The sequence below is a fragment of the Actinomadura darangshiensis genome, assembly GCF_004349235.1.
Classification (GTDB): domain Bacteria; phylum Actinomycetota; class Actinomycetes; order Streptosporangiales; family Streptosporangiaceae; genus Spirillospora; species Spirillospora darangshiensis.
Genome location: NZ_SMKY01000025.1, coordinates 35527 through 56122, shown reverse-complemented (window position 1 = coordinate 56122; position 20596 = coordinate 35527). Strand labels below are relative to the sequence as shown.

The 20596-nt window shown below is 74.2% G+C and carries 23 protein-coding genes; 6 read left to right on the top strand and 17 right to left on the bottom strand.

Translation table 11 applies throughout. The features are described 5' to 3' along the window. Both E1293_RS08485 and E1293_RS08480 read left to right on the top strand, forming a co-directional pair. On the top strand, nt 1-1176 hold a 1176-nt coding region (locus E1293_RS08485), incomplete at its 5' end, for an AI-2E family transporter (protein WP_132195610.1). A gap of 105 nt (nt 1177-1281) precedes the next feature. Continuing rightward, on the top strand, nt 1282-2079 hold the full coding sequence (locus tag E1293_RS08480; protein ID WP_207938734.1) for a DUF6008 family protein: 798 nt from the start codon (nt 1282-1284) through the stop codon (nt 2077-2079). Here E1293_RS08480 and E1293_RS08475 read toward each other — a convergent pair. Genes E1293_RS08475 through E1293_RS50465 form a run of 3 tightly spaced genes read right to left on the bottom strand, consistent with a single transcriptional unit; the run spans nt 1975 to nt 2751 of the window. Continuing rightward, nucleotides 1975-2319, bottom strand: coding sequence for a DUF4180 domain-containing protein (locus E1293_RS08475; protein WP_132195608.1), 345 nt, complete (start codon nt 2317-2319; stop codon nt 1975-1977). The genes E1293_RS08480 and E1293_RS08475 overlap by 105 nt on opposite strands. Next, nucleotides 2312-2665, bottom strand: coding sequence for a DNA-binding protein (locus E1293_RS08470; protein WP_341770176.1), 354 nt, complete (start codon nt 2663-2665; stop codon nt 2312-2314). Before E1293_RS08470 ends, E1293_RS08475 begins: the two co-directional genes overlap by 8 nt. Next, nucleotides 2614-2751: a helix-turn-helix domain-containing protein gene (locus tag E1293_RS50465; protein ID WP_341770177.1), complete on the bottom strand. Its 138-nt coding sequence runs from the start codon at nt 2749-2751 to the stop codon at nt 2614-2616. The genes E1293_RS08470 and E1293_RS50465 overlap by 52 nt, the downstream gene beginning before the upstream one ends. A 221-nt stretch (nt 2752-2972) precedes the next feature. Here E1293_RS50465 and E1293_RS08465 point away from each other — a divergent pair, with 221 nt between their 5' ends. After that, nucleotides 2973-4814: a glycoside hydrolase family 3 protein gene (locus tag E1293_RS08465; protein WP_132195606.1), complete on the top strand. Its 1842-nt coding sequence runs from the start codon at nt 2973-2975 to the stop codon at nt 4812-4814. 136 nt (nt 4815-4950) lie between these two features. On the opposite strand, the gene E1293_RS08460 is transcribed toward E1293_RS08465, so the two are convergent. Continuing rightward, complete coding sequence (locus E1293_RS08460) at nt 4951-5985, bottom strand: alpha/beta hydrolase (RefSeq protein ID WP_132195604.1); 1035 nt, start codon at nt 5983-5985, stop codon at nt 4951-4953. A gap of 131 nt (nt 5986-6116) precedes the next feature. Next, a complete protein-coding gene (locus E1293_RS08455) occupies nt 6117-6884 on the bottom strand; it encodes an alpha/beta fold hydrolase (RefSeq protein WP_132195602.1) in 768 nt (255 codons plus the stop codon). Nucleotides 6885-6965: 81 nt separating this feature from the next. Between E1293_RS08455 and E1293_RS08450 the strand changes: the two genes are divergently transcribed. Next, nucleotides 6966-7925 carry a helix-turn-helix transcriptional regulator gene (locus E1293_RS08450; RefSeq protein WP_243716098.1) on the top strand — a complete coding sequence of 320 codons (960 nt, stop codon included), beginning with the start codon at nt 6966-6968 and terminating at the stop codon, nt 7923-7925. Nucleotides 7926-7932: 7 nt separating this feature from the next. Here the strand turns inward: E1293_RS08450 and E1293_RS08445 are convergent, their stop codons facing one another. From E1293_RS08445 to E1293_RS08410, 8 genes are all read right to left on the bottom strand, one after another. Next, complete coding sequence (locus E1293_RS08445) at nt 7933-8499, bottom strand: GNAT family N-acetyltransferase (protein ID WP_132195600.1); 567 nt, start codon at nt 8497-8499, stop codon at nt 7933-7935. A 72-nt stretch (nt 8500-8571) separates the two neighbouring features. Further along, nucleotides 8572-9621: a YihY/virulence factor BrkB family protein gene (locus E1293_RS08440; protein WP_132195598.1), complete on the bottom strand. Its 1050-nt coding sequence runs from the start codon at nt 9619-9621 to the stop codon at nt 8572-8574. Between the two features lie 29 nt (nt 9622-9650). Then, nucleotides 9651-10058 carry a DUF3618 domain-containing protein gene (locus E1293_RS48520; RefSeq protein ID WP_207938733.1) on the bottom strand — a complete coding sequence of 136 codons (408 nt, stop codon included), beginning with the start codon at nt 10056-10058 and terminating at the stop codon, nt 9651-9653. After that, nucleotides 10055-10549, bottom strand: a complete 495-nt coding sequence (locus tag E1293_RS08430; RefSeq protein ID WP_132195596.1) for a phage holin family protein — start codon at nt 10547-10549, stop codon at nt 10055-10057. Before E1293_RS08430 ends, E1293_RS48520 begins: the two co-directional genes overlap by 4 nt. A gap of 107 nt (nt 10550-10656) precedes the next feature. Beyond that, on the bottom strand, nt 10657-11781 hold the full coding sequence (locus E1293_RS08425; RefSeq protein WP_132195594.1) for an AAA family ATPase: 1125 nt from the start codon (nt 11779-11781) through the stop codon (nt 10657-10659). Further along, on the bottom strand, nt 11768-12553 hold the full coding sequence (locus E1293_RS08420) for an RNA ligase family protein (RefSeq protein ID WP_132195592.1): 786 nt from the start codon (nt 12551-12553) through the stop codon (nt 11768-11770). Before E1293_RS08420 ends, E1293_RS08425 begins: the two co-directional genes overlap by 14 nt. A gap of 45 nt (nt 12554-12598) precedes the next feature. Further along, the gene (locus E1293_RS08415) at nt 12599-13999 is read right to left on the bottom strand and encodes an MFS transporter (RefSeq protein ID WP_243716097.1); all 1401 of its coding nucleotides are present in this window, start codon (nt 13997-13999) and stop codon (nt 12599-12601) included. A 60-nt stretch (nt 14000-14059) separates the two neighbouring features. Next, nucleotides 14060-14950, bottom strand: a complete 891-nt coding sequence (locus tag E1293_RS08410) for a Vgb family protein (protein WP_132195590.1) — start codon at nt 14948-14950, stop codon at nt 14060-14062. 114 nt (nt 14951-15064) lie between these two features. Here E1293_RS08410 and E1293_RS08405 point away from each other — a divergent pair, with 114 nt between their 5' ends. Continuing rightward, a complete protein-coding gene (locus E1293_RS08405; protein WP_243716096.1) occupies nt 15065-15688 on the top strand; it encodes a TetR/AcrR family transcriptional regulator in 624 nt (207 codons plus the stop codon). Between the two features lie 225 nt (nt 15689-15913). Beyond that, nucleotides 15914-17458 (top strand): MFS transporter, encoded by a 1545-nt coding sequence (locus tag E1293_RS08400; RefSeq protein ID WP_132195588.1) that lies wholly within the window; start codon nt 15914-15916, stop codon nt 17456-17458. On the opposite strand, the gene E1293_RS08395 is transcribed toward E1293_RS08400, so the two are convergent. From E1293_RS08395 to E1293_RS08380, 4 genes are all read right to left on the bottom strand, one after another. After that, entirely contained in the window at nt 17451-18017 is a 567-nt protein-coding gene (locus E1293_RS08395; protein WP_132195586.1) for a carboxymuconolactone decarboxylase family protein, read from the bottom strand. The genes E1293_RS08400 and E1293_RS08395 overlap by 8 nt on opposite strands. Nucleotides 18018-18028: 11 nt before the next feature. Then, nucleotides 18029-18619, bottom strand: coding sequence for a TetR/AcrR family transcriptional regulator (locus tag E1293_RS08390; RefSeq protein ID WP_132195584.1), 591 nt, complete (start codon nt 18617-18619; stop codon nt 18029-18031). Between the two features lie 85 nt (nt 18620-18704). Beyond that, nucleotides 18705-19367, bottom strand: coding sequence for a response regulator (locus tag E1293_RS08385; RefSeq protein ID WP_132195582.1), 663 nt, complete (start codon nt 19365-19367; stop codon nt 18705-18707). Beyond that, a complete protein-coding gene (locus tag E1293_RS08380) occupies nt 19355-20524 on the bottom strand; it encodes a sensor histidine kinase (protein ID WP_243716095.1) in 1170 nt (389 codons plus the stop codon). The genes E1293_RS08385 and E1293_RS08380 overlap by 13 nt, the downstream gene beginning before the upstream one ends. Nucleotides 20525-20596: the final 72 nt, after the last annotated feature.

Sequence of the window (20596 nt, the reverse complement as noted above, 5' to 3'; positions counted from 1 at the left end):
GTGCGGTGTGCCCGGGTGCGGTGTGCCCGGCACACCGCACCCGGGCACACCGCACCGGGGCAAACCGCGCGGCCGCACCGGATGCCGCCGTGGCTGCCGAAGGCGTTCGCGCTCGCCGGCGTGACCGTGCTGGCGTTCATGGCGGGGCTGTGGCTGCTGGAGAGGCTGCGGGAACTGCTGCTGCTCCTGCTGATCTCGCTGTTCCTGGCGTTCGCGATCGAACCCGCGGTCAACTGGCTGGCCCGCCGCGGCTGGCGGCGGGGCCTGGCCACCGCGTTGATGTTCGTCGTCATCGGGGTGCTGCTCGCCGGCTTCCTCGGCGGCATCGGATCGCTGCTGGCCACCCAGGCCGCCAACCTGATCGACGGGTTCCCCGGCTACGTCCGCCAGGTCATCGGCTGGGTGAACGCGACGTTCGGGACGAACCTGTCGCAGCGGACGCTGTTCCAGCGGCTCCCCACCGTCACCGGCACCCTGTCGCGGCACCTGACGTCCCTCGCCGGGAACGTGTGGGGAATCGGCGCCACCGCGGTCGGCGTCGTCTTCAACGCCCTCGGCGTGCTGCTGTTCACCTTCTACCTGTCCGCCGAAGGGCCCCGGTTCCGCCGGACGGTCTGCTCGGTGCTGCCGCCGCGCCGCCAGCACCAGGTCCTGCAGGCGTGGGAGATCGCCGTCGACAAGACCGGCGGCTACATCTACTCGCGCGGGCTGCTCGCCCTCATCTCCGGCCTCGCCCACTACGCCGCCATGGCCGGGCTCGGCGTCCCCTACGCGGCGACGCTGGCGCTGTGGGTCGGGGTGGTGTCGCAGTTCATCCCCGCCGTCGGCACCTACCTGGCCGGCGCCGTGCCCATCCTCATCGCGCTGGCCAAGGCGCCCTCGACCGCCCTGTGGATGTTCCTGTTCATCCTCGCCTACCAGCAGCTGGAGAACTACCTCCTGCAGCCCCGCATCACCGCCAAGACCCTGGACATGCACCCCGCCGTCGCGTTCGGGCTCATCCTGGCCGGCGCCGCCGTCGCCGGGCCCATCGGCGTGCTGCTGGCGATCCCGCTCGGCGCCAGCCTCCAGGCGTTCGCCGGCGCCTACGTGCACCGCTACGACGTCGAGGAGCACCCCCTCACCGAACCGGACGCGCCCGCCGGACGCTGGTGGCGATGGCTGCGCCGCGACTGACGCGGCCGCCCGGAGGGTAGCCGAGCAACTTGGAAGACGCCCCAGGCGGTCGGCTGCGCTTACGTTCGATGGCACCTGCCCCAAGAGTCACCCGGAGGTGCCGGCATGCACTCACCATCGGTCTCGGCGTGGGACAACGCCGGGACGGTGCTCCTGCTCCTGTGGGCGGCCGGCATGTGGCTGGCCGTGGCGGTCATCGCCTACGCGGGACGCAGATCCGTGCGGCCCTGGCTGTTCCGCGCGTCCGCGGGCGTCATCGGGCTGGGCGTCGTCGGGCAGCTGGGCCACATCCAGGAACACATCGCGCAGACCGGGTACTGGGTGATGCACCCCGACGAGCAGCCGTGGATGACCGCCTGGGGCACCGGGCTGGCCAACGGCTTCGGCCAGGTCGACCCCTCGAAGCACTCGCTGGGAATGGAGATCCTCCACTTCACCGGCAACCTCATCTTCCTGGCCGGCATCGTCGGCGTCGCGCTGATCACCCGCCGCGCACTCGGGACCCGGTCCCGCAAATGGGCGAAGATGGGCGGCTGGATGCAGGGCATCCACGGCGTCGAGCACGGTGTGCTGACGTTGTCGGTGGCCCTCGGCGCGTCCCAGGCGATCGGCATGTCCACCTGGTTCGGTCTTCTCGACCCGGGGCCCGGCCTGTGGACCTACCGGGTCTGGTGGCACATGCTGACCAACCTCGCGGGCACGGTCGTCTTCGCGATCGCGCTGTGCCACCTGTGGCGCGAACGCAGGGAGATCGAGGCCTCCCACCGGCCCGGCGGCCCGCGGCGAACCCCGGACCGGTCAGGCGACCGCGGCCAGGCGGGCGTCGAGGGCGTCCAGGTCCGGGACGAACCGCACGTGGCCGCCCGCGTTCGACTCGCGGACGAGGGCCCGCAGCGCCGGTGACGCCGCCGCATGCCGGGAGATGTCGCCGATGACGGCCAGCCGCAGCCGGTAGTTGGCGAACCGGGTGCCGAGGGCGAAGAACCGCTCGTCCAGCCGGGACGCGGGCGCCGCCACCGCCTCGGCGCCGAGGAACGCCGCGCCGATCAGGTCGAGCGCGTCGTCGACGGTCGCCACCGGCGGGCCGTCCGGGTCGCACACCAGCACCGCCACCCCGGCCCGCTCCTGAAGCACGTCAGGCATCGCCGGCCTCCCGGGCCGGCACGTCCGCCAGCACGCCGGGCAGCACCGAGTCGAGCAGGTGCAGGACGTCGGCGGTCGCGGCCGCGCCGCCCAGGATCACGATCTTCATCCGGTTCCGTTCCTCGTCGTGGACGACCTGGATCCGCAGCGGCCGCCCCGGGTCGCCGGTGTTCACCCCGGCCTGGACGAGGGTGCCCAGCCGGTCGGCCGCCGCCCGGTCGGCACCGTCGACCTGCACGATGCTCGACACCTCCGCCTGCCCCGCGGACGGGGGAGCGGGGCGCGGCCCGCCGGTCAGCGCGTCCAGGTCGGCGCGCGCGATCCGGTACTGCTTGCCGATCCGCACCGCCTCAGCCGGCCGCCCCGGATGTAGCCGCGGACCGTCCGCACATGCAGGCCGAGCCGGTCCGCGACCTCCTCCACCGACAACATCTTCTCCGTCATCACTCCCTAAACGACCTCATAGAAGGAGTGATAGGGAATTATTCGGATGGTTGGGGGTCGTCACCCGGAGCGGCGGGCGTCCTTTGCCGAATCCGGCCTCGTTCCGGGACGAATCGTCGAGCATTGCCGTGGACGGCGCCGCCCGCCGGGTTTAACGTGCCAGAGGGAATCGTGATCATCGGGCAGCTCGGGGGCGAGAAGGAGCCGTCATGTACCGTCCCCGCACGCGCCGCCGCCGGTGGCTCGCCGGCGTCACCGCGGGAGTCCTCGCCGTGAGCGGCATGGCCGCCCTGGACGCGTCCGCCGCGCAGGCCGCACCGGGCCACGGCCGCAAGGACCCGCGGCTGCTGCGGCTCCTGCGGTCGATGTCGCTTGAGGACAAAGCCGCGCAGCTGTTCGTCCTGCAGATCCACGGCACGAGCGCGACCACCGACGACCCGGCCGACGTCGCCGCCAACCGCAAGCTGTACGGGGTCGACAACGCCGCGCAGGTCATCGCCCGCTACCACCCCGGCGGAATCATCTACTACGGCGAGAACGTGCAGGACCCGCACCAGCTCGCCGCGTTCTCCAACGGCATCCAGCACGCCGCGATGGCGCAGCAGCACCGCATCCCCGCCACGATCGCCATCGACCAGGAGGGCGGCATCGTCGCCCGCGTCCAGCCGCCCGCGACGCAGTCGCCCGGCAGCATGGCCCTGGCGGCCGGGCGGCGCACCGGCGACGCCCGCGCCCTCGCCCGCATCACCGGCGGCGAGCTGCGCGCCATCGGCGTCAACCAGGACTACGCGCCCGACGCCGACGTCAACGTCAACCCGGCCAACCCCGTCATCGGCGTCCGGTCCTTCGGCTCCGACCCCGCCCTGGTGTCGGACATGGTCACCGCGCAGATCGGCGGCTACCGGTCCGCGGGCGTCACCGCGACCGCCAAGCACTTCCCCGGGCACGGCGACACCAAGACCGACAGCCACACCGGCGTCCCGCAGATCGGCCACACCCGCGCCGAATGGGAGCGGCTCGACCTGCCGCCCTTCCGCGCCGCCATCGAGCACGGCGTCGACGCCATCATGACCGCGCACATCGTCGTGCCGTCACTGGACCCGTCCGGCGACCCCGCCACCCTGTCGCGGCCCATCCTCACCGGCATCCTGCGCGACCGGCTGCACTACCGCGGCGTCGTCGTCACCGACGCCCTCGACATGCAGGGCGTCCGCGACAAGTACGGCGACGAGAACATCCCCGTCCTCGCCCTCAAGGCCGGCGTGGACGTGCTGCTCAAACCGCCGGCCGACGACCAGGGCAACGGCGTGTTCGCCCGCCAGCTAGCCGCCGTCGTGGACGCCGTCAAGTCCGGTGAGCTGACCGAGAAGCGCCTCGACGAGTCCGTCTACCGGATCCTGGCGCTGAAGCGCGAGCGCGGCCTGTTCCGCGACCCCTACGCCGACGAGTCGAAGATCGACAAGGTGGTCGGGACGCCCGCGCACCTGGCCGCCGCCCAGCGCGCCACCGACCGCACCACCACCCTGGTCAAGAACGGCGCCGGGGTCCTGCCGCTGAAGCCGGGCGCCCGCAAGGCCCTGGTCACCGGATGGGGCCTGTCGACCACCGCGACGCTCGGCACCGAGATCGCCCGGCGCGGCGCCACCACCACGATCCGGCAGACCGGCATCGACCCCGGCCAGGCCGAGATCGACGAGGCCGTCGCCGCCGCGCGCGAACAGGACCTCGTCGTCGCCGTCACCAACCGCGCCTGGGACGTCGAGACCGAGGCCGGCCACAACGGGCCCGGCCAGATGAACCTCGTCAAGGCGCTCATCGCCACCGGCAGGCCCGTCGTCGTCATCGCCGTCCGCGACCCCTACGACATCGCCTGGTTCCCCGGGGCCACCACCTACCTGGCCACCTACTCCTACACCGCCGAGGCGCTGCGGTCGGCGGCCGAGACCCTGTTCGGCGAGCTGGACCCGCGCGGGCGGCTGCCCGTCGCCATCCCCGTCCGGGACGACCCGGACGGCGTCCTCTACCCGTTCGGGTACGGCCTGGGCTACTGACCGGACCCGGCGAACCGGAGACGGGACCCGCACACGCGGCGGCCCGGTTCCGGTGCGGCAGCCGCTGCCGCACCGGAACCGGGCCGGGTTCGCTCCAAGGAGCCGCGCTCAGGACGGCGTGCGGATCACGCCCGCGTCACGCCTTCTTCGCGCCGATCGACTTCATCAGCGTCGGCCAGATGGAGCCCGCCTCACGCACCCACGCCGGCCAGTTGTGCCGGCCGTCGCCGTAGATGTGCGCGGTGTAGGGGATCTTCAGCTCGTCCAGCCGCTTCTTGAAGTCCTTGTTGTTCGCGCCGACCGCGATCTCGCTGAGCAGCCCGATGTCCCACGGCGCCACGTCCGGGTCGCCCGGCCCCGGGCGGCCCGAGGTGCCGGCGGAGAAGAACAGCCCGGTGCCGCGCAGCTTGGGCGCCAGCGTGTACGGGTCGTGCGCCGCCCAGTTGGCGTCGTCCGCCCATGGGATGCCCCAGATCGCGAACGGGTCCTGGCCGTTGCCGGCGTTGGTGAACATCAGCATCGCCGGCATCCCGATCGAGCGCATCGATAGGATCCCGCTCAGCGACGCCGCGTACTTGAACAGCCCCGGGTGCCGCGCCGCGTAGGACATCGCGCCCGCGCCGCCCGAGGAGTTGCCGATCGCCGCGCGCAGCGCGCCCGCGTGGTAGTTGCGCTCCATCAGCTGGCGCACCTCGGCGGTGTGGAAGGTCTCCCACTTGGGAGTCCCGCCCTTGCCGTAGTTGTACCAGTCGGTGTACGAGCCGTTGTCGCCCTCCGGCATGACGACGATGACGTTGTACTTGGCCGCCCACGCCTCGATGTCGGTGTTGCGGGTCCACGACGTGTAGTTGTCCTGGCCGCCGTGGTAGGCGTACAGCACGGGCCACGTCGCGGCGGCGCTCCGCGTCCAGTTCGCCGGCAGCAGGATGCGGGTCTTCACCGACTTGCCGAGCGCGGGGGAGTCGATGGTGACGTCGACCTCGCGGGAGGCGATCTTCTTCTCCGCGGTGATGCGCGCGCCGTCGTCCGCCCGGACCGGGCCGGCCAGGGCCTGCGCCGGGGCGGTGGCGACCGCGCCGAGCCCGGCAACCAGGACGGCGGTGACGGCGCCGGACGCCAGCGAGCGCCGCCAGTGCACCCGGTGTGATCGGCGGCGGACGGTCGGTACCATCGGTTCACCTCGCGTAGCAGGCCCGACCCCCGCGGCCGCGCGACTTCCGCAGAGTGTCCTCGCCTCCGCCGAAATGATCTACGTGGGCGGGTAACAAGAAACGCGGGCGGGGCTGTGGAGAAGTGAGTCATTCAGGCGCCGCCCGCGGCGGCCCCGTCCCCGGCGAGCCCGGCGAGCAGCGCGGCCAGTTCGCGGGGCTTGGAGAACATCGGCCAGTGCCCGGTCGGCAGCTCCCGGTAGGTCCAGCCCGGCCCGACCATCATCGAGAAGATCGGGTGGCCGCCCTCGCCCATCTCCTTCACCGCGGCCAGCGGGATCGTGCTGGAGATGAGGGTGCGGGGCGTCGCCGGCAGCGGGTCGGGCCGCGTGAGCGCCTGCGTCGCCGTGCCGAACGGCTGCGGTGTGCCGCGCTCGCGCATGGCGGCCAGCCGCTCCTGCGATAGGCCCGCGAGGTTGACGGGGTCGGTGCCGGGGTCGAACGGCGGCACCGGGATCGTCCGCCCGCCGCCCTGCTCGGCGACCGCCTTCTCCAGCTCCGCGCGCGAGCCGGGGTCGTGGAAGTCGATGCCGGCCAGCCCGGACGGCATGGGGCCGCTGTCGACGTAGACGATGCGGGCGACCCGGTGCGGGATCCGGTCGGCGGCGCCGGTCGCGGCCATGTTCGCGCCGCTGTGCGCGACGAGGACGACGTCGTCCAGGCCGCCGTCCTCGATGAGGCGCACGAGGCCGTCGGCTTGGGCGTCGACGTCGACGCCGGGCCCGTCCTCGTCCGCCCGCTCGGCCTGGCCGGCCGGCGTCACCGCGTGCACGTCGTGGCCCGCGTCCCGCAGGTGCGCCGCGACCTCGTCCCACGCCCACGCGCCGAGCCAGTATCCGGGGACCAGTACGAACGTCGCCATGTCGGCCGTCCTTTCGGGTTGCTGTGGTCCCACGCTACGGTCGATACCGGACAGAAACCGCCCGGATTAAGTGAGTGACCCGTGTCACAGCCGCCGTCCCATCCGACGACCCGCGTCCTGGCCATGCTGGAGCTGCTCCAGGCCCACCACCGCATGGGCGGACGCGAGCTGGCGCGGCGGCTCGGCGTGGACGAGCGGACCGTCCGCCGCTACGCCGCCCGGCTGGAGGACCTCGGCGTCCCCGTCGTCGCCGAACGCGGCCGCCACGGCGGCTACCGGCTCATGCCCGGGTACAAGCTGCCGCCCCTCATGCTCACCGACGACGAGGCGGCCGCCGTGGTGCTCGGGCTGCTGGCGGGACGGCGGCTGGGCCTGCCCGGGCAGGCGACCGAGAGCGCCCTCGCCAAGGTGCAGCGCGTCCTGCCCGCCGCGCTGCGCGACCGCGTCCAGGCGCTGCGCGACACGCTCGGATTCACCCTCGCGGCACGCGACGCCGCCGCGCCCGACACCGGCGCCGTCCTCACCCTCGCCGAGGCCGCGCGGGAGCGGCGCCGCGTGCGGCTGCGCTACCGGTCCTGGCAGGGCGCCGAAACCGAGCGGGACCTGGACCCCTACGGCCTGGTGTTCCACTCCGGGCGCTGGTACGTGATGGGCCACGACCACCGCAGCGGCGAGATCCGCACGTTCCGGGTCGACCGCGTCGCCGCCGCCGAGCCCGGCACCGCCCGCTTCGACGTCCCCGGCGGCGTCGACCCCGTCCAGCACGTCACCCGGTCACTGGCGCGCGTCCCCTACGCCCACGAGGTGGAGGTCCTGCTGGAGACCACCCTGGACGAGGCGCGCCGCCGGATCCCCACCGCGACCGCCACGCTCACCGAGGACGCCGGGGGAGTGGTGATGACCACGCGGGCCGAGCGGCTGGACGGCATGGCGCGGATGCTGGCCGGCATCGGGTTCCCGTTCGTCGTCCGCCGGCCCGAGGAACTGCGCGGGCACGTCCGCGACCTGGCCCGGTCCCTGGAGGAGCAGGCCGGGCGGTGACCGCCGGTCAGCCGCCGGAGCGGGCGTCCCACTCGTGGCGGAGCATCGCGTAGATGACCTCTTCGCTCCACTCGCCCTTGACGATCTCGTTGTGCAGCAGGTGCGCCTCGCGGCGCATGCCGAGCCGCTCCAGGACGCGGGCCGACGCGGCGTTGCGGCCGTCCAGCCGCCCGCACACGCGGTGCAGGTCCAGGCCCTCGAAGCCGAGCCGCAGCACCACCTCGGCGGCCTCGGTCGCGAACCCCTTGCCGTGGTAGGCGGGGTTGAAGATGTAGCCGATCTCGCCCTGTCGGTGCTCCCGGCTGCGCCACTGCAGATTGACCTCGCCGATCAGGTCACCGGTCTCGCGCCACTCGACGGCGAGGACGAGCCAGTCGCCCTCCTTCTCCACGGTGGACGCGCTCATCTTCTGTTTCAAGAATGACTGCGACTCCTCCAGGGAACGGGGCTCCCAGTACAGGAAGCGCGCCACCTCGGGCAGCGACTGGTAAGCGTACAGACCCTCAAGGTCGTCCTCGTGGAACGGCCGCAGGATCAGCCGCTCGGTCTCGATCGGATAGGCGGGACGGAGCATGCCCGCGATCCTATTCAGGGTGTTCGGTGTTGTGCGACCCGTGATTCCCCGGAAACGCACGGTCCGCATGCCCTAGTGGCGTGCCCCGGGGTCTCCGCGGCGCACGCCCGGAGCCTCCTGCGGGGCGGACGGGCCGGAAACGCCCCGCTTCCCGTCGTCCTCTTCCCGCGCGTCCTGCCAGCCGGTCTCGCGGCGGTCCTCCTCGTCGAACGCGCGCGTGTCGCGGGGTTCGACGTACGGCTCCTCCCCGGCCGGCATGCCCGAGGCGATCGCGCGGCCGCGCTCGAGCTCGGCGTTCAGCTCGGCGCCCAGCAGGATCGCCAGGTTCGTGATCCACAGCCACACCAGGAAGATGATGACCCCGGCGATGCTGCCGTAGGTCTTGTTGTAGGACGCGAAGTTCCCCACGTACAGCGCGAACAGGGCCGACGCGACGATCCACACGACGATCGCCAGGAGGGCGCCCGGCGCCAGGCCCCGCAGGCCGCGCTTGGCGTTCGGCGCCGCCCAGTACAGCAGCATGAACAGGAACGCCACCACCAGCAGCAGCACCGGCCACTTGGCGATGTTCCAGACCGTGACCGCCTGCGAGCCCGCCCCGATGCCGTCGCCGACCTTGCGCGCCAGCGGCCCGGTCACCACCACCGCGACCGCCGACACCGACAGCAGCACCAGCGTGACGATCGTGACGGCGACGCGGAGCGGGATCGTCTTCCAGAACGGGCGCCCCTCGGGGACGTCGTAGACGACGTTGGACGCCTGCATGAAGGCGCCGACGTACCCCGACGCCGACCACACCGCGGCGAGCAGGCCCACGATCGCGAGCACGCCCGCGCCGCCGCCGCCCTGCAGCTGCCGGACCGAACTGATCAGCAGGTCCCGGACCGATCCCGGCGCCAGATCGCCGATGCCGTCGATCAGGTCGTCGGTGGCCGACTGGCCGGCCAGGCCGACCAGCGACACCACCACCAGGATCGCCGGGAAGATCGACAGCACCGAGTAGTAGGTGAGCGCGGCCGCCCACGCGGTCACGTTGTCCTTCTTGAACTCGCCGGCCGTGCGCTTCAGGACGCCGCGCGCCGGGGCGGCCGTCCGGCCGGGGGTTGCGCTCGCACTGCCCATGGTCTCGTCTCTCCGAGGGGGGTCTCGTCTCAGAACAAGCCGCGGTTGCGGCGGCGCACCTTGACGGCGCGCTTCTGGCCGATGCGGTACCGCACCTGCACCGGCGCGTTGCGGCCGCGGCCGAGCCGCGCCCGCGGCCGCCGGCGGCGCCGCATCCACAGCGCCGCGGCGGTGACGGCGCCCGCCGAGGCCACGACCGCCCCGCCGCGCCGCGCCGCGGACATCGCCTTCTCCGAGCCCGCGACCTGCCATGCCGAAGCGGCCGCGTCGCGGGCCTTGGCGCGCGCGTACTCGGCCTTCTCCCGGGCCATGGCCTTCACGTCGGCCTTGGCGGCCAGCTGCTCCACCGTGTCGCCGAGCTCGTGCCGGGCGCGGTCGACGTCCTGGCGCAGCTCCTCGGTCCCGGCCTCGGCGCCGTGCTTGCCCTGCGTGGTCATCGGTGCGTCGCCCTCTCCTTCAGTTCGGCCACCGCCTGCTTGGCCTCGTCCATGGCCCGCTCGGGCTTGGGCGGCGCGGCGCGTTTGGTCTGCGCCCGGCCCAGCATCGCCAGCACGCCCGCCACCAGCATCAGGACGACGCCGATGATCAGCGCGGCCGCCCATACCGGCAGCGCCACCGCGATCGCCGCGACCGCGGCGGCCAGCAGCACCCCCAACCCGTACAGGGCGACCAGGGCGGCGCCGCCGAACATGCCGGCGCCGGTGCCGGCGTGGCGGCCCTTGTCCTTCAGCTCGGCCACCGCCAGGCGCAGCTCGGCGCGCATCAGCTCCGACACCTGCTGGGCGGCCTGCCGGACCAGTTCGCCCGTTCCCGCCTCATGGTGGTCGCCGTTGAACTCCGGGGCGCGTCCGAAGTCCTGCCGGTGCGCGCCCGCGGCCCCGGCCTTGGCCTGGCCTTCGCCGTCATGTTGCTGCCGCACGATGCTCATAGCCTCCAGGCCCCCTCCGCGTTTCGTTACGAAGCCTGGTGCTGGCGTTCCCTGTGCTCATGGGCTAAACGTGGCCGCGTCCCGACGCGCGGTGAGCGCCGGGCGGCTCAGGCGGTGCTGAGCCAGTGGACGCGGTGGGCCTCGGTCGGGTCCGGCGTCTCCCAGCGGCGGACGAGCCGGTCGATCACCGCGTCGGGGACGGGCGAGGTCCGCGCCCGGTTGCGGTCCCGGACCACGCGCGGCGGCGCCTCCAGCGCGACCATCTCCACACGTCCCCGGTAGGCGGCGACGAGGCCGGCGCACAGGTCCCGCTGCGTCCGCGACACGTTGGTGGCGTTCCACACGAACGACCGCCCGGCGCGCAGATGCCCGCGGGCCAGCTCGTGGGCGGCGGCGGCCACGGCGCGCTGGTCGCCGGCCGGGTCGACGCCCAGCTCGGCGCGGAGCCGGTCGAGGCTGACGACGGGCAGGTCCGGGCGGTTCGCGGCGATCCAGTGGTCCTTGCCGACGCCCGGCAGCCCCGACAGCACGGTCGCGGTGCAGCGGGTGTCGTCGTAGGCGGCGTAGCCGGGGTCGCGGCCGGGCTTGCGGAAGTACCAGAACCGGGCGTGGTCGGACGGGAACGCGCGCGGCCCGTCCAGGCAGTCCTGCTCGGCGCAGTACTCCCCGTACAGGGCGACGTTGTCGAGCAGCTCGTCGGTGTCGGGGCAGATGCGGCCGAGGATGTCGGCGGACGCCAGCAGCACCAGGTCGTCGTTGCGGGCCAGCAGGCTGACGCGGAACGCGATCTGCTGCAGGTCGGGACGTTCCAGCGCCCAGAACGGCACCTGGTGGTGGCGGATCAGCGCCGCCACATGCTCGCGCCAGCCGACCGGCGCGCCCAGCTCCCACAGGATGCGGCGCACCATCAGGTCGCCGCGGCGGGAGTGGCCGCGCGCGGTGATGCGGCCGTCGTCACCGGTGGCGGTGCAGGACGGCTTGGCGATGTCGTGCATGAGCACGGTGGTGAACAGCCGCACCCGCTCGCCGGCCGGGCGGGCCCGCCACCGCGGCATCGCCGCCAGCGCCTCGCACGCCATCCGCGTGTGGACCTCGACGTCGCCTTCGCCGTGGTAGACGGCGTCCTGCGGGACGCCGGCCATGTCGCGCACCCAGGCGAAGGCGTCCCGGATCTCCTCCCACGGGACGGTCCAGTGCGGCGGCGCCGGGCACAGCTCCTCAAACACCCGCATACAGCACCTCCGGGTCGGCGAGGCCGTTGGCGACGATCGGCCGGTCCTGCCAGTGGGTGCCCGAGTCCAGGATCGCGGTCAGGAAGCTCGGCCGGACCCACTTGTAGCGGTCGACGGTCTCCCCGTCCTCCTCCACCTTGATGTAGAGGCCCTCCATCTCCTCGGAGACGTCGCTCTCCTCGGTGACGCGGTCGGGATCGGCGCCGCCCGCCCGCGCCGCCGTGCGCAGCGCGTCCCGCCACGCCGGGGTGCGGCAGGTGGACGGCCCGGCGAACGCGGTGAGCGCGGCCACGTCCCGCAGCGGGCCCTCGTGCAGGACGGGCACCGACACCACCGGCGTCCCGTCCAGCAGCTCGCGGCGCCGCTCGGTCGACAGGAACGTCCCGTCGGACTGGTCCAGGACGTCGAACTCGCAGAAATAGTGGGGGAGGGCGTCGTAGAAGACGGTGTGCTTGGCGTACAGCCATTCCCCGTACATGACGTACCGGTCCCGCAGGCGTTCGCGCAGGACGTGCTGGACGGACGCCGCCCACGCCTTGAACGGCCCGAACTGGCGCTCGCGGGGCCCGCCGGTGAGGTAGTGGCCGCGGCTCTGCAACCGCAGTTCGCCGCCGGAGCCGAAGCTGATGGCGGCGTTGGCGCCGTCGAGTTTCTCCTCCACCACCAGGTACCGCCCGGCGATGGCGGCGAACGGCACCGAGGCGAGGTCGTGGTCGCCCGGCTGGAGCCGGGAGCCCTCGATGTGCCGGGTCCGGGGGTACTTGCGCAGCATGCGACCGTTCTAGGCGAACACGGCCGATCATGCCAACGGGTTTTCTCAGCGGGCCGGGACGATGCGGGTCAGGGCCAGCGCGGCCAGCCACAGCGCGACGCTCGCCCAGGCCAAGGCGTGCAGGCCCGAAGCGAACGCGGGCTGCGTCGCCGGGCCGGCGACCGCCCCGAACACCGCGACACCGAGTGCCGTCCCGACCTGCCGGGCGGTGTTGTTGACGCCGCCGGCCAGTCCCGCGTGCGCGGGCGCGACCGCGCGCATCGCCGCCGCGACCACGGCGGTGACGATGAGGCCGTCCCCGATCCCGATGCCCAGCAGCGCCGGGAGCAGCGCCCCGTACCCGCCGCCCTGCCCGGCGCCGAGCAGGGACAGGCATCCGGCGGCGGCGACCGCGGCCCCCGCGGCGAGCGGCACCCGCGTCCCGAACCGCGCGGTGAGGCGCCCGCTCACCGGCGCCAGGACCGCCAGCGGCACGGCCATCGGCAGCAGCATCGCCCCGGCGGCGAGCGCGGAGCGGTGCCCGGCCTGCTGGAGGTGCAGCGTCGCGACGAACAGGACCCCGTTGGTGACCAGGTTCATGATCAGCGCGATGGCGTTGGCGCCGAGGAACGCCGGGGCGCGCAGCAGCCCGCCCGGGAACATCGGCGCGGCCGCGCGCCGCTCGGCGGCCACGAACGCCGCCGCGGCGGCCAGGGTGAGGACGGCGGTGCCGGCGGCGGTCTCCCGGTGGCCGTGGCCGGCGGCGATGACCGTCCAGACCAGGCCGCCGAGGGTGAGCGGGGCGAGGACCATCCCGGCGCGGTCCAGCGGGGCGCCCGGCCGCGGCCGCCCGGCGGGTTCGCGGACGAGCGCGCGGACCCCGGCGATGGCCGCGGCGGTGATCGGGACGTTCAGCAGGAAGATCCACCGCCAGCCGGTCGTGTCGACCAGCAGGCCGCCCAGCAGCGGCCCGGCCGGCAGCGCGGTGGAGGAGATGCCCGCCCACATCCCGAGCGCCCGCGCCTGCTCGGCGCGCCCCGGGTACATCGCGGTGATCAGGGCGAGGCTGCCGGGCAGCAGCAGCGCGGCGCCCGCGCCCTGGGCGACGCGCGCCGCGATCAGCGGCCCGGCGCCGGGCGCGGCCCCGCAGGCGAGGGAGGCGAGCCCGAACAGGCCGAAGCCGGCGAGCGTCATCCTGCGGTGCCCGATCCGGTCGCCGAGGGCGCCGCCGAGCAGCAGGCCCGCGATCGCGACGGCATACCCGTCCACGACCCCTTGCAGGCCGGGCAGGCCCGTGCCCAGCGCCCGCCCGATCCCCGGGAGCGCGACGTTGACGACCGTCACGTCGAGCAGGACCAGGAACATCCCTGCGCACAGGATCGCCAGCATCGCGCCGCGCCTGGGCGGAGGCGCCGCGTCGCGGGCGGCGGCCTCGCCGGTCGGCTCGGCCGGCGTCGTGGAGTCCATGCCCTCCACCGTGGCCGCCGGACGTTTCGGCGCGGCTCGAAGTGTGGTTCGAGGCGCCGGTCAGCTGACGGCGACGCGGGCGAGCGCGCCCGTCTCCAGCGCCACCCACAGGGCGCCGTCCGGGCCGGCCGCGATGCCGTGCGGCTCGCATCCGGGCGTCGGCAGCGGATGCTCGTCGATGCGGCCGTCGGGACTGATGCGGCCGATGTGGGCGGTGCCCCACTCGGTGAACCACAGGTCGCCGCCGGGGCCGGCGACGATGGCGTGCGGGCGGGCGCCGGGGTCGGGCAGCGGGAACTCGGTGACCTTCCCGTCGGTGGTGATCTGCCCGATGTGCCCCGTGCCGATCTCGGTGAACCACAGGGCGCCGTCCGGTCCGGCGGTGATGCCGACCGGCGCGGCGCCCTCGGTGGGCAGCGGATGGACGGCGAGGTCGCCGTCCGGGGTGATCCGGCCGATGGCGTTGCCCTGGTTGAGGGTGAACCACAGCGCCCCGTCCGGCCCGGTGGTGATCATCGACGGCATGGTGCCCTCGCCCGGCACCTGGTGGCCGGTGACCTGGCCGTCCACGGTGATCCGGCCGATGGAGCCGGTGTGCATCTGGGTGAACCAGAGGGCGCCGTCGGGGCCGGCCGCGATCCCGCACGGGCCGCAGCCCTCGGGCGCGGCGAACTCGGTGATCTCCCCGTCGGTGCCGATCCTGCCGATGGCGTGGCTCTGGAACGCGGTGAACCAGAGCGCGCCGTCCGGGCCCGCCGTGATGGTCATCGGGCCGTCGGCGGCGGGGCCGTGCAGCGTGAGGTCCCCGTCCGGTGTCATGCGGGCGATCCGGCCGTCGTGCACGAGCGTGCACCACAGCGCGCCGTCCGGCCCGGCGGCGATGCCGTAGGGGCCCGCTTCCGGGCCGGTGACCGTGAACTCCCTGATCGTGGCGTGCGAACCGTGCGGCATGGATCGTCCCCCCTCGTCCCCCAATTGCTGTTTCCGGTCAGCGGCGAGGTTAACGCAACCTGAGTTGCGTTACGATCGGGACGTGGAAACCCGCAGAGATCGCCGGGCCGCCGGGTGACCGCGTCCGGGCCCGGGACCGTCCGCCCCGGCGGCCGCACCGCCCGGGTGCGCGACGCCGTCCGCGACGCCACCCTGGCCGAGCTGGCCGAGCGCGGCTACCCGGGGCTCACCGTCGAGGGGGTCGCGGCCCGCTCCGGGGTGCACAAGACCACCGTCTACCGGCGCTGGGGCAGCGCCGTCGGCCTCATCGCCGACGCCCTGGACCGCGCCGCCGCGCAGCCCTGGCCCGTCCCCGACACCGGCACTCTCGCCGGCGACTTGCGGGCCCTCGCCCGGCTCGTCGCGACCGGCTACGCCGACCCCGTCGAAGGGCCCGTCGCCCGCGCGTTCGTGCTGGCCGCCACGCAGAGCGGCGACGCCGCCCGCGCCCTGCACGCCTTCTTCGCCCGCCGGCACCAGCAGTCCGCCGCCCTGGTGGAGCGGGCGATCGAACGCGGCGAGGTCCCCGCGGACACCGACGCGGCCGAGGTAGTCCGGGTCGCCGTCGCCCCCCTGTTCTACCGGCTGTTCATCACCGGCGAGCCGGCCGGCGAGGAGGCCGCGGACCGCGCCGCTGCGGCCGCCTGCGCCGCCGCCCGCGCCGGCGCCCTCACCCGCCCGCCGGGAGCGGCCACCTGACCGCCACCGGCCGGGCGAGGAGCCGCGCCGTCCATGGTCAGCCGCCCGAATCGGGCAGGCGGGCGGCGCGTCCGCTTTCGGCACCCTCCCACCGTGCGGTCCGGCGTACCCCGCGAACGGGCCGCCGCTCCCGCCTCGCAGAAAGAGCCGCGGGCGATGTCGAGAATCGCCGGCCCGCTCCGACCAGCGGACGAGACGTGACCCGCAGGGGAGAGGAAACGCGGCATGGAACACAAGGATCAGGACGCTCCGGGACTGCTCGCCGGGGCGCGCGGATGGCTCGCGCTGACCGTCCTGGCGCTACCGGCGCTGCTGATCGCGATGGACCTGACGGCGCTGCTGCTCGCGCTGCCGCGGCTCAGCGCGGACCTGGGCGCGAGCGGCACCGAGCAGCTGTGGATCAGCGACGCCTACGGCTTCCTGGTCGCCGGGTTCGTGATCACGATGGGAACGCTCGGCGACCGCGTCGGCCGCCGCCGGCTGCTGCTCGCCGGCGCCGCCGCCTTCGCCGTCCTGTCGGTGGCCGCCGCGTGGGCGCCCGACCTGCGGACGCTGATCGCCGCGCGGGCGCTGCTCGGCGTGGCGGGCGCGGCGCTGATGCCCTCGACGCTGGCGCTGATCACCAGCATCTTCCGGGACGAGCGGCAGCGCGGGAAGGCCATCGCGATCTGGGCCACCTGCCAGTTCGCGGGCGGGGCGTTCGGCCCGGTCCTGGCCGGAATCCTGCTCCAGCACTTCTGGTGGGGGTCGGTGTTCCTGGTCGCGGTGCCGGTCATGGTGCTGCTGCTGGTGGCCGGGCCGTTCGTGCTGCCGGAGTTCCGCGACCGGTCCGCCGGCCGGATCGACCCGGTCAGCGTCGGCCTCTCGCTGGCCGCCGTGCTGCCGGTGGTGTACGGGCTGAAGCAGCTGACGATCGCCGGCGCGCACGACAAGGTCACGCCGGCCCTCACGATCGCCGCCGGGGCGGGGGTCGGCGTCGCCTTCGTCCGGCGCCAGCTCAAGCTGGACAGCCCGCTGCTGGACCTTCGGCTGCTGCGCAACCGCCCGTTCACCGCGATCCTGGCCGCGCTGGTGTTCGCGGGCATCGCCATGGCCGGGACGGGCCTGATGGTGACCCAGTACCTGCAGAGCGTCCTCGGCCACTCGCCGCTCGCCTCGGCGCTGCTGTTCGCGCCGATGGGCCTCGGCGTCGCGGCCGGGACGATGACCGCGCCCATGCTGGCCCGGCGGATGAGGCCGAGCACGGCGATCGCGTCCGGGCTCGCGGTGTCGGCGCTGGGGTGCCTCCCGCTGACCGTGGCCGACGGCGTCCCGGCCGTCATGGCGGGCATCGCCCTGCTCGCCCTGGGCACCGGCCCGCTGTTCGCGCTGGGGACCGGCCTGGTGGTCGGGTCCGTCCCGCCCGAGCGGGCCGGATCGGCGGCGTCGATGTCGGAGACCAGCAACTACCTCGGCGGGTCACTGGGGCTCGCCGTCATCGGCGTGGCCGGGGCGTTCGTCTACCGCGCCCGGATGGACGGCGCCGGGGGCGCGGCGTCCCGCACCATCGCCGGCGCCGTCGCCGAGAGCCATCGGCTGCCGTCCGCGCAGGCGGACGAGCTGCTGGGCACCGCCCGCGCCGCGTTCACCGCGGGCGTGCACGTCACCGGCCTCATCGCCGCCGTGGTCTTCGCCGGGCTCGCGGTGCTCATCGCCGCGTCGGCCCGCGGCGGTGCGCCCCGTGAGGTGGTGCCGGTGGAGGAGCGGGGCGCCGGATACGCCGTCAGGTGAGATCAGGGCCGGGCGCCGTCCACTCCTGTTCCTTCCAGGCGGGGTCCAGGGGCGTGTGGGCGATGTGGTTGGTGTAGTTGGACAGGGTCTTCATGCCGATGCCGAGAACGATGTCCAGGACGTGGCGGCGGGTGTAGCCGGCGTCCAGGAACGCCTCGATCTCCTCGTCGTCCACCCAGCCGCGCCGCGTGACCATGGCGCCGGTGAAGCGGCGGGCGGCCTCCAGCGCGGGATCGTCCAGGGCGTGTCCGGCGCGCAGCGCGTCCACGACGCCGGCGGGGACGCGCTGCCGCAGCGCCAGCGTGGAGTGCGCCGCCACGCAGTACTCGCAGCCGTTCAGCACGCTCGCGGTGATCCACACGACGTGCTTGGCGTCGCGGGGCAGCGACGACCTGCCGAACAGCTCGGACAGGGTGTTGTAGCCGGCGAGCAGTTCCGGCGACTCGGCCATCACGCCGTTCAGCGTGGTGACGAAACCCATCCGCTTCTTGGCGGCCTCAAGGTGGGGGCGTGCCTGTTCGGGGGCGTCGGTCTCGTCGTAGACGGTGAACTCGGCCATCTTCATCTCCTTCAACGGGCCGTCAGGGTGCGGAGCGCCGCGCCGACGGTTGCGGACAGTTCGGCGGGGGACGCGCCGGCGCGGGAGCGCAGGTTCACGCCGTAGGCCAGCAGCGCCAGCATCTGGGCGGTGGCGTCGGCGTCGAGGCCGTCGCGCAACTGCCCGTGGTCGCTTGCCGCTCGCAGCGCGGCGCGCATGGCGGTGCACAGCGCCTCGTGGTGGGCGTCGAGCACCTCCCGCTCGGCGGCGTCGCGGTCGCTCTGGACGGCGTGGGCGTTGGACACCATGCAGCCCCAGCGCGCGTGCTCGCCGGAGCAGCGCGCGGTGACGAGCGCCTCGAAGAACCCGGCGATCGCCGGAAGGCCCCGCCCGTCGGCGGCGAGCCGATCGAACACCGGGCGCGACTGCCGGTCGACGTAGCGGCGCAGCGCCGCCACCTGCAGCTCACGCTTGCCGCCGAACGTCGTGTAGAGGCTGGACCGGCTGATCCCGGTCTCGGCCACGACCTCGGCGATCCCGGTGGCGGCGGCGCCGCGCCGCCAGAACAGCCGCACCACCTGGTCCAGGACGGTGTCGGGGTCGAAGTGCTTGACGTCCGGCATCCGCGCGCTCCTAACTTGGAATGACTGTTCCAAGATTGGCACGGGGGAGGGGCCGCGCGCAAGCGGGGGAGTGCGCCGGGGTGCGTCAGTCGAGGCCGGCGTCGTGCGCCAGCAGCGCGATCTGCGTGCGGTTGTCCAGGTCGAGCTTGGTCAGGACGCTGGACACGTGCGCCTTGACGGTGGCGACGCTCATGAACAGCTCCGCCGCGATGTCGGCGTTGGAGCACCCCCGGGCGATCGCCAGGACCACCTCGTTCTCGCGGGGGCTGAGCCGGGCGAGCGCCGCGCGCGCCCGCTGGTAGGCGCCGGCCTCCACCGCCGCGCGGTCCATCAGCCGGCGGGTGATGCGCGGCGACAGGATCGGGTCCCCGGCGGCGACCTGCCGCACCGCGTGGACGATCTGGTCCGGCGGCGTGTCCTTCAGCAGGAACCCGCTGGCGCCGGCGCGAAGCGCGTGCAGGATGTTCTCGTCGGAGTCGAACGTGGTCAGCACGATGACCTCCGGCGGATCCTGGCGGGCCCGCAGCCTGCGGGTCGCGGTGATGCCGTCCACGCGGGGCATCCGCAGGTCCATCAGCACGACGTCGGGTGCGTGGGCGTCGGCCGCGGCGGGCACCTCGTCGCCGTCGGCGGCCTCGCCGGCCACGGTGATGCCGCCCGTCCCGTCCAGCATCATCGACAGTCCGGCGCGGACGAGGGCGTCGTCGTCCACGATCAGCACGCGCAGGGGGCGGGTCACGCGGGCCATGGTATCGAGGCGTGCAGCCGGAACTCGCCCGCGGTGACCTGGTGGTCGAGCCGCCCGCCCGCCAGCCGGACCCGCTCGGTCAGCCCGACCAGCCCCGTTCCGCTGCCGGGGGCCAGCGGCGCCGCGCCGTCCGCGGGCAGCGGGTTGCGGATGTCGATCACCAGCCGGGTGCCGGGGCGGCCCTCCAGCACCACCCGGACGGGACGGCCCGCGGCGTGCTTGCGGGCATTGGTCAGGCCCTCCTGCACGACCCGGTACGCCGTCCGTCCGGCCGCGGCGGGAAGCGCGGACGCCTCGACCGTCTCGTCGCGCAGCTCCACCTGCCCGCCCGCGTCGCGCGACTCGGCCACCAGCCGGGGCACGTCGTCCAGGACGGGCTGCGGGCGGTCCTCCTCGCCGGCGTCGTCGGTGCGCAGCAGCAGGATCACCTCGCGCAGCTCGTCCAGCGCCTGGTGCACCCCGGCGCGGACCACCCCGGCGGCCTGCGACAGCTTCTCCGGCGGCGCGTCCGGCCGGTACTCCAGCGCCCCCGCGTAGGTGGCCAGCAGCGACAGCCGGTGCGCGAGCACGTCGTGCATCTCCCGCGCGATCCGGGTCCGCTCCAGCATGCGGGCCTCGGCGACCCGGCGGCCCTGCTCGGCCTCGGCGCGGCGGGCCCGCTCCCGCAGCGACTCCAGCAGCTCCCGGCGCGCCCGCGCGAGCGCGCCCCAGCCCACCATCGCGCCGTAGCCGAGGCTCACGAGCAGCAGCCACCAGCCGAACGAGATGCCGCTGCTCGGCCGCCACAGCCCCTGGACGACATGCGCCGCGATCCCCACCGCGCCGACCCCGGCCGCGACCGGGAAGCGGCGCCGCTGCGCGACCTGCAGCGCGCCCATGCTCGCCGCCGTGGTGGCGGCCGGGGACAGCGCCGCCAGCACGTCCAGGGCCAGCGACACCGCGACCGGGCGCCACAGCAGCAGCGGCGCCAGCAGGCAGCTCGCCGCGCCGACCGCGATGTCCAGGATCAGCGCCGCACCCGCCACGCCCGAGCTGAACCGGCCCCAGACCGCCATCGCCGTCAGCATGGTCGCGGCGACCGCGACGATGACGGCGCCCCTGCGCCTGCGCTGCTGCCAGGCGCCGGGTCCGGCCTGGTCGGAGGTCACGTCGTCCACCGGACCGAGGCTAGCCGCGGGCGCCGCCGCGGCGACACCGACCAAAGTCGGTGCCCGCCCGTCCCGCGGTCG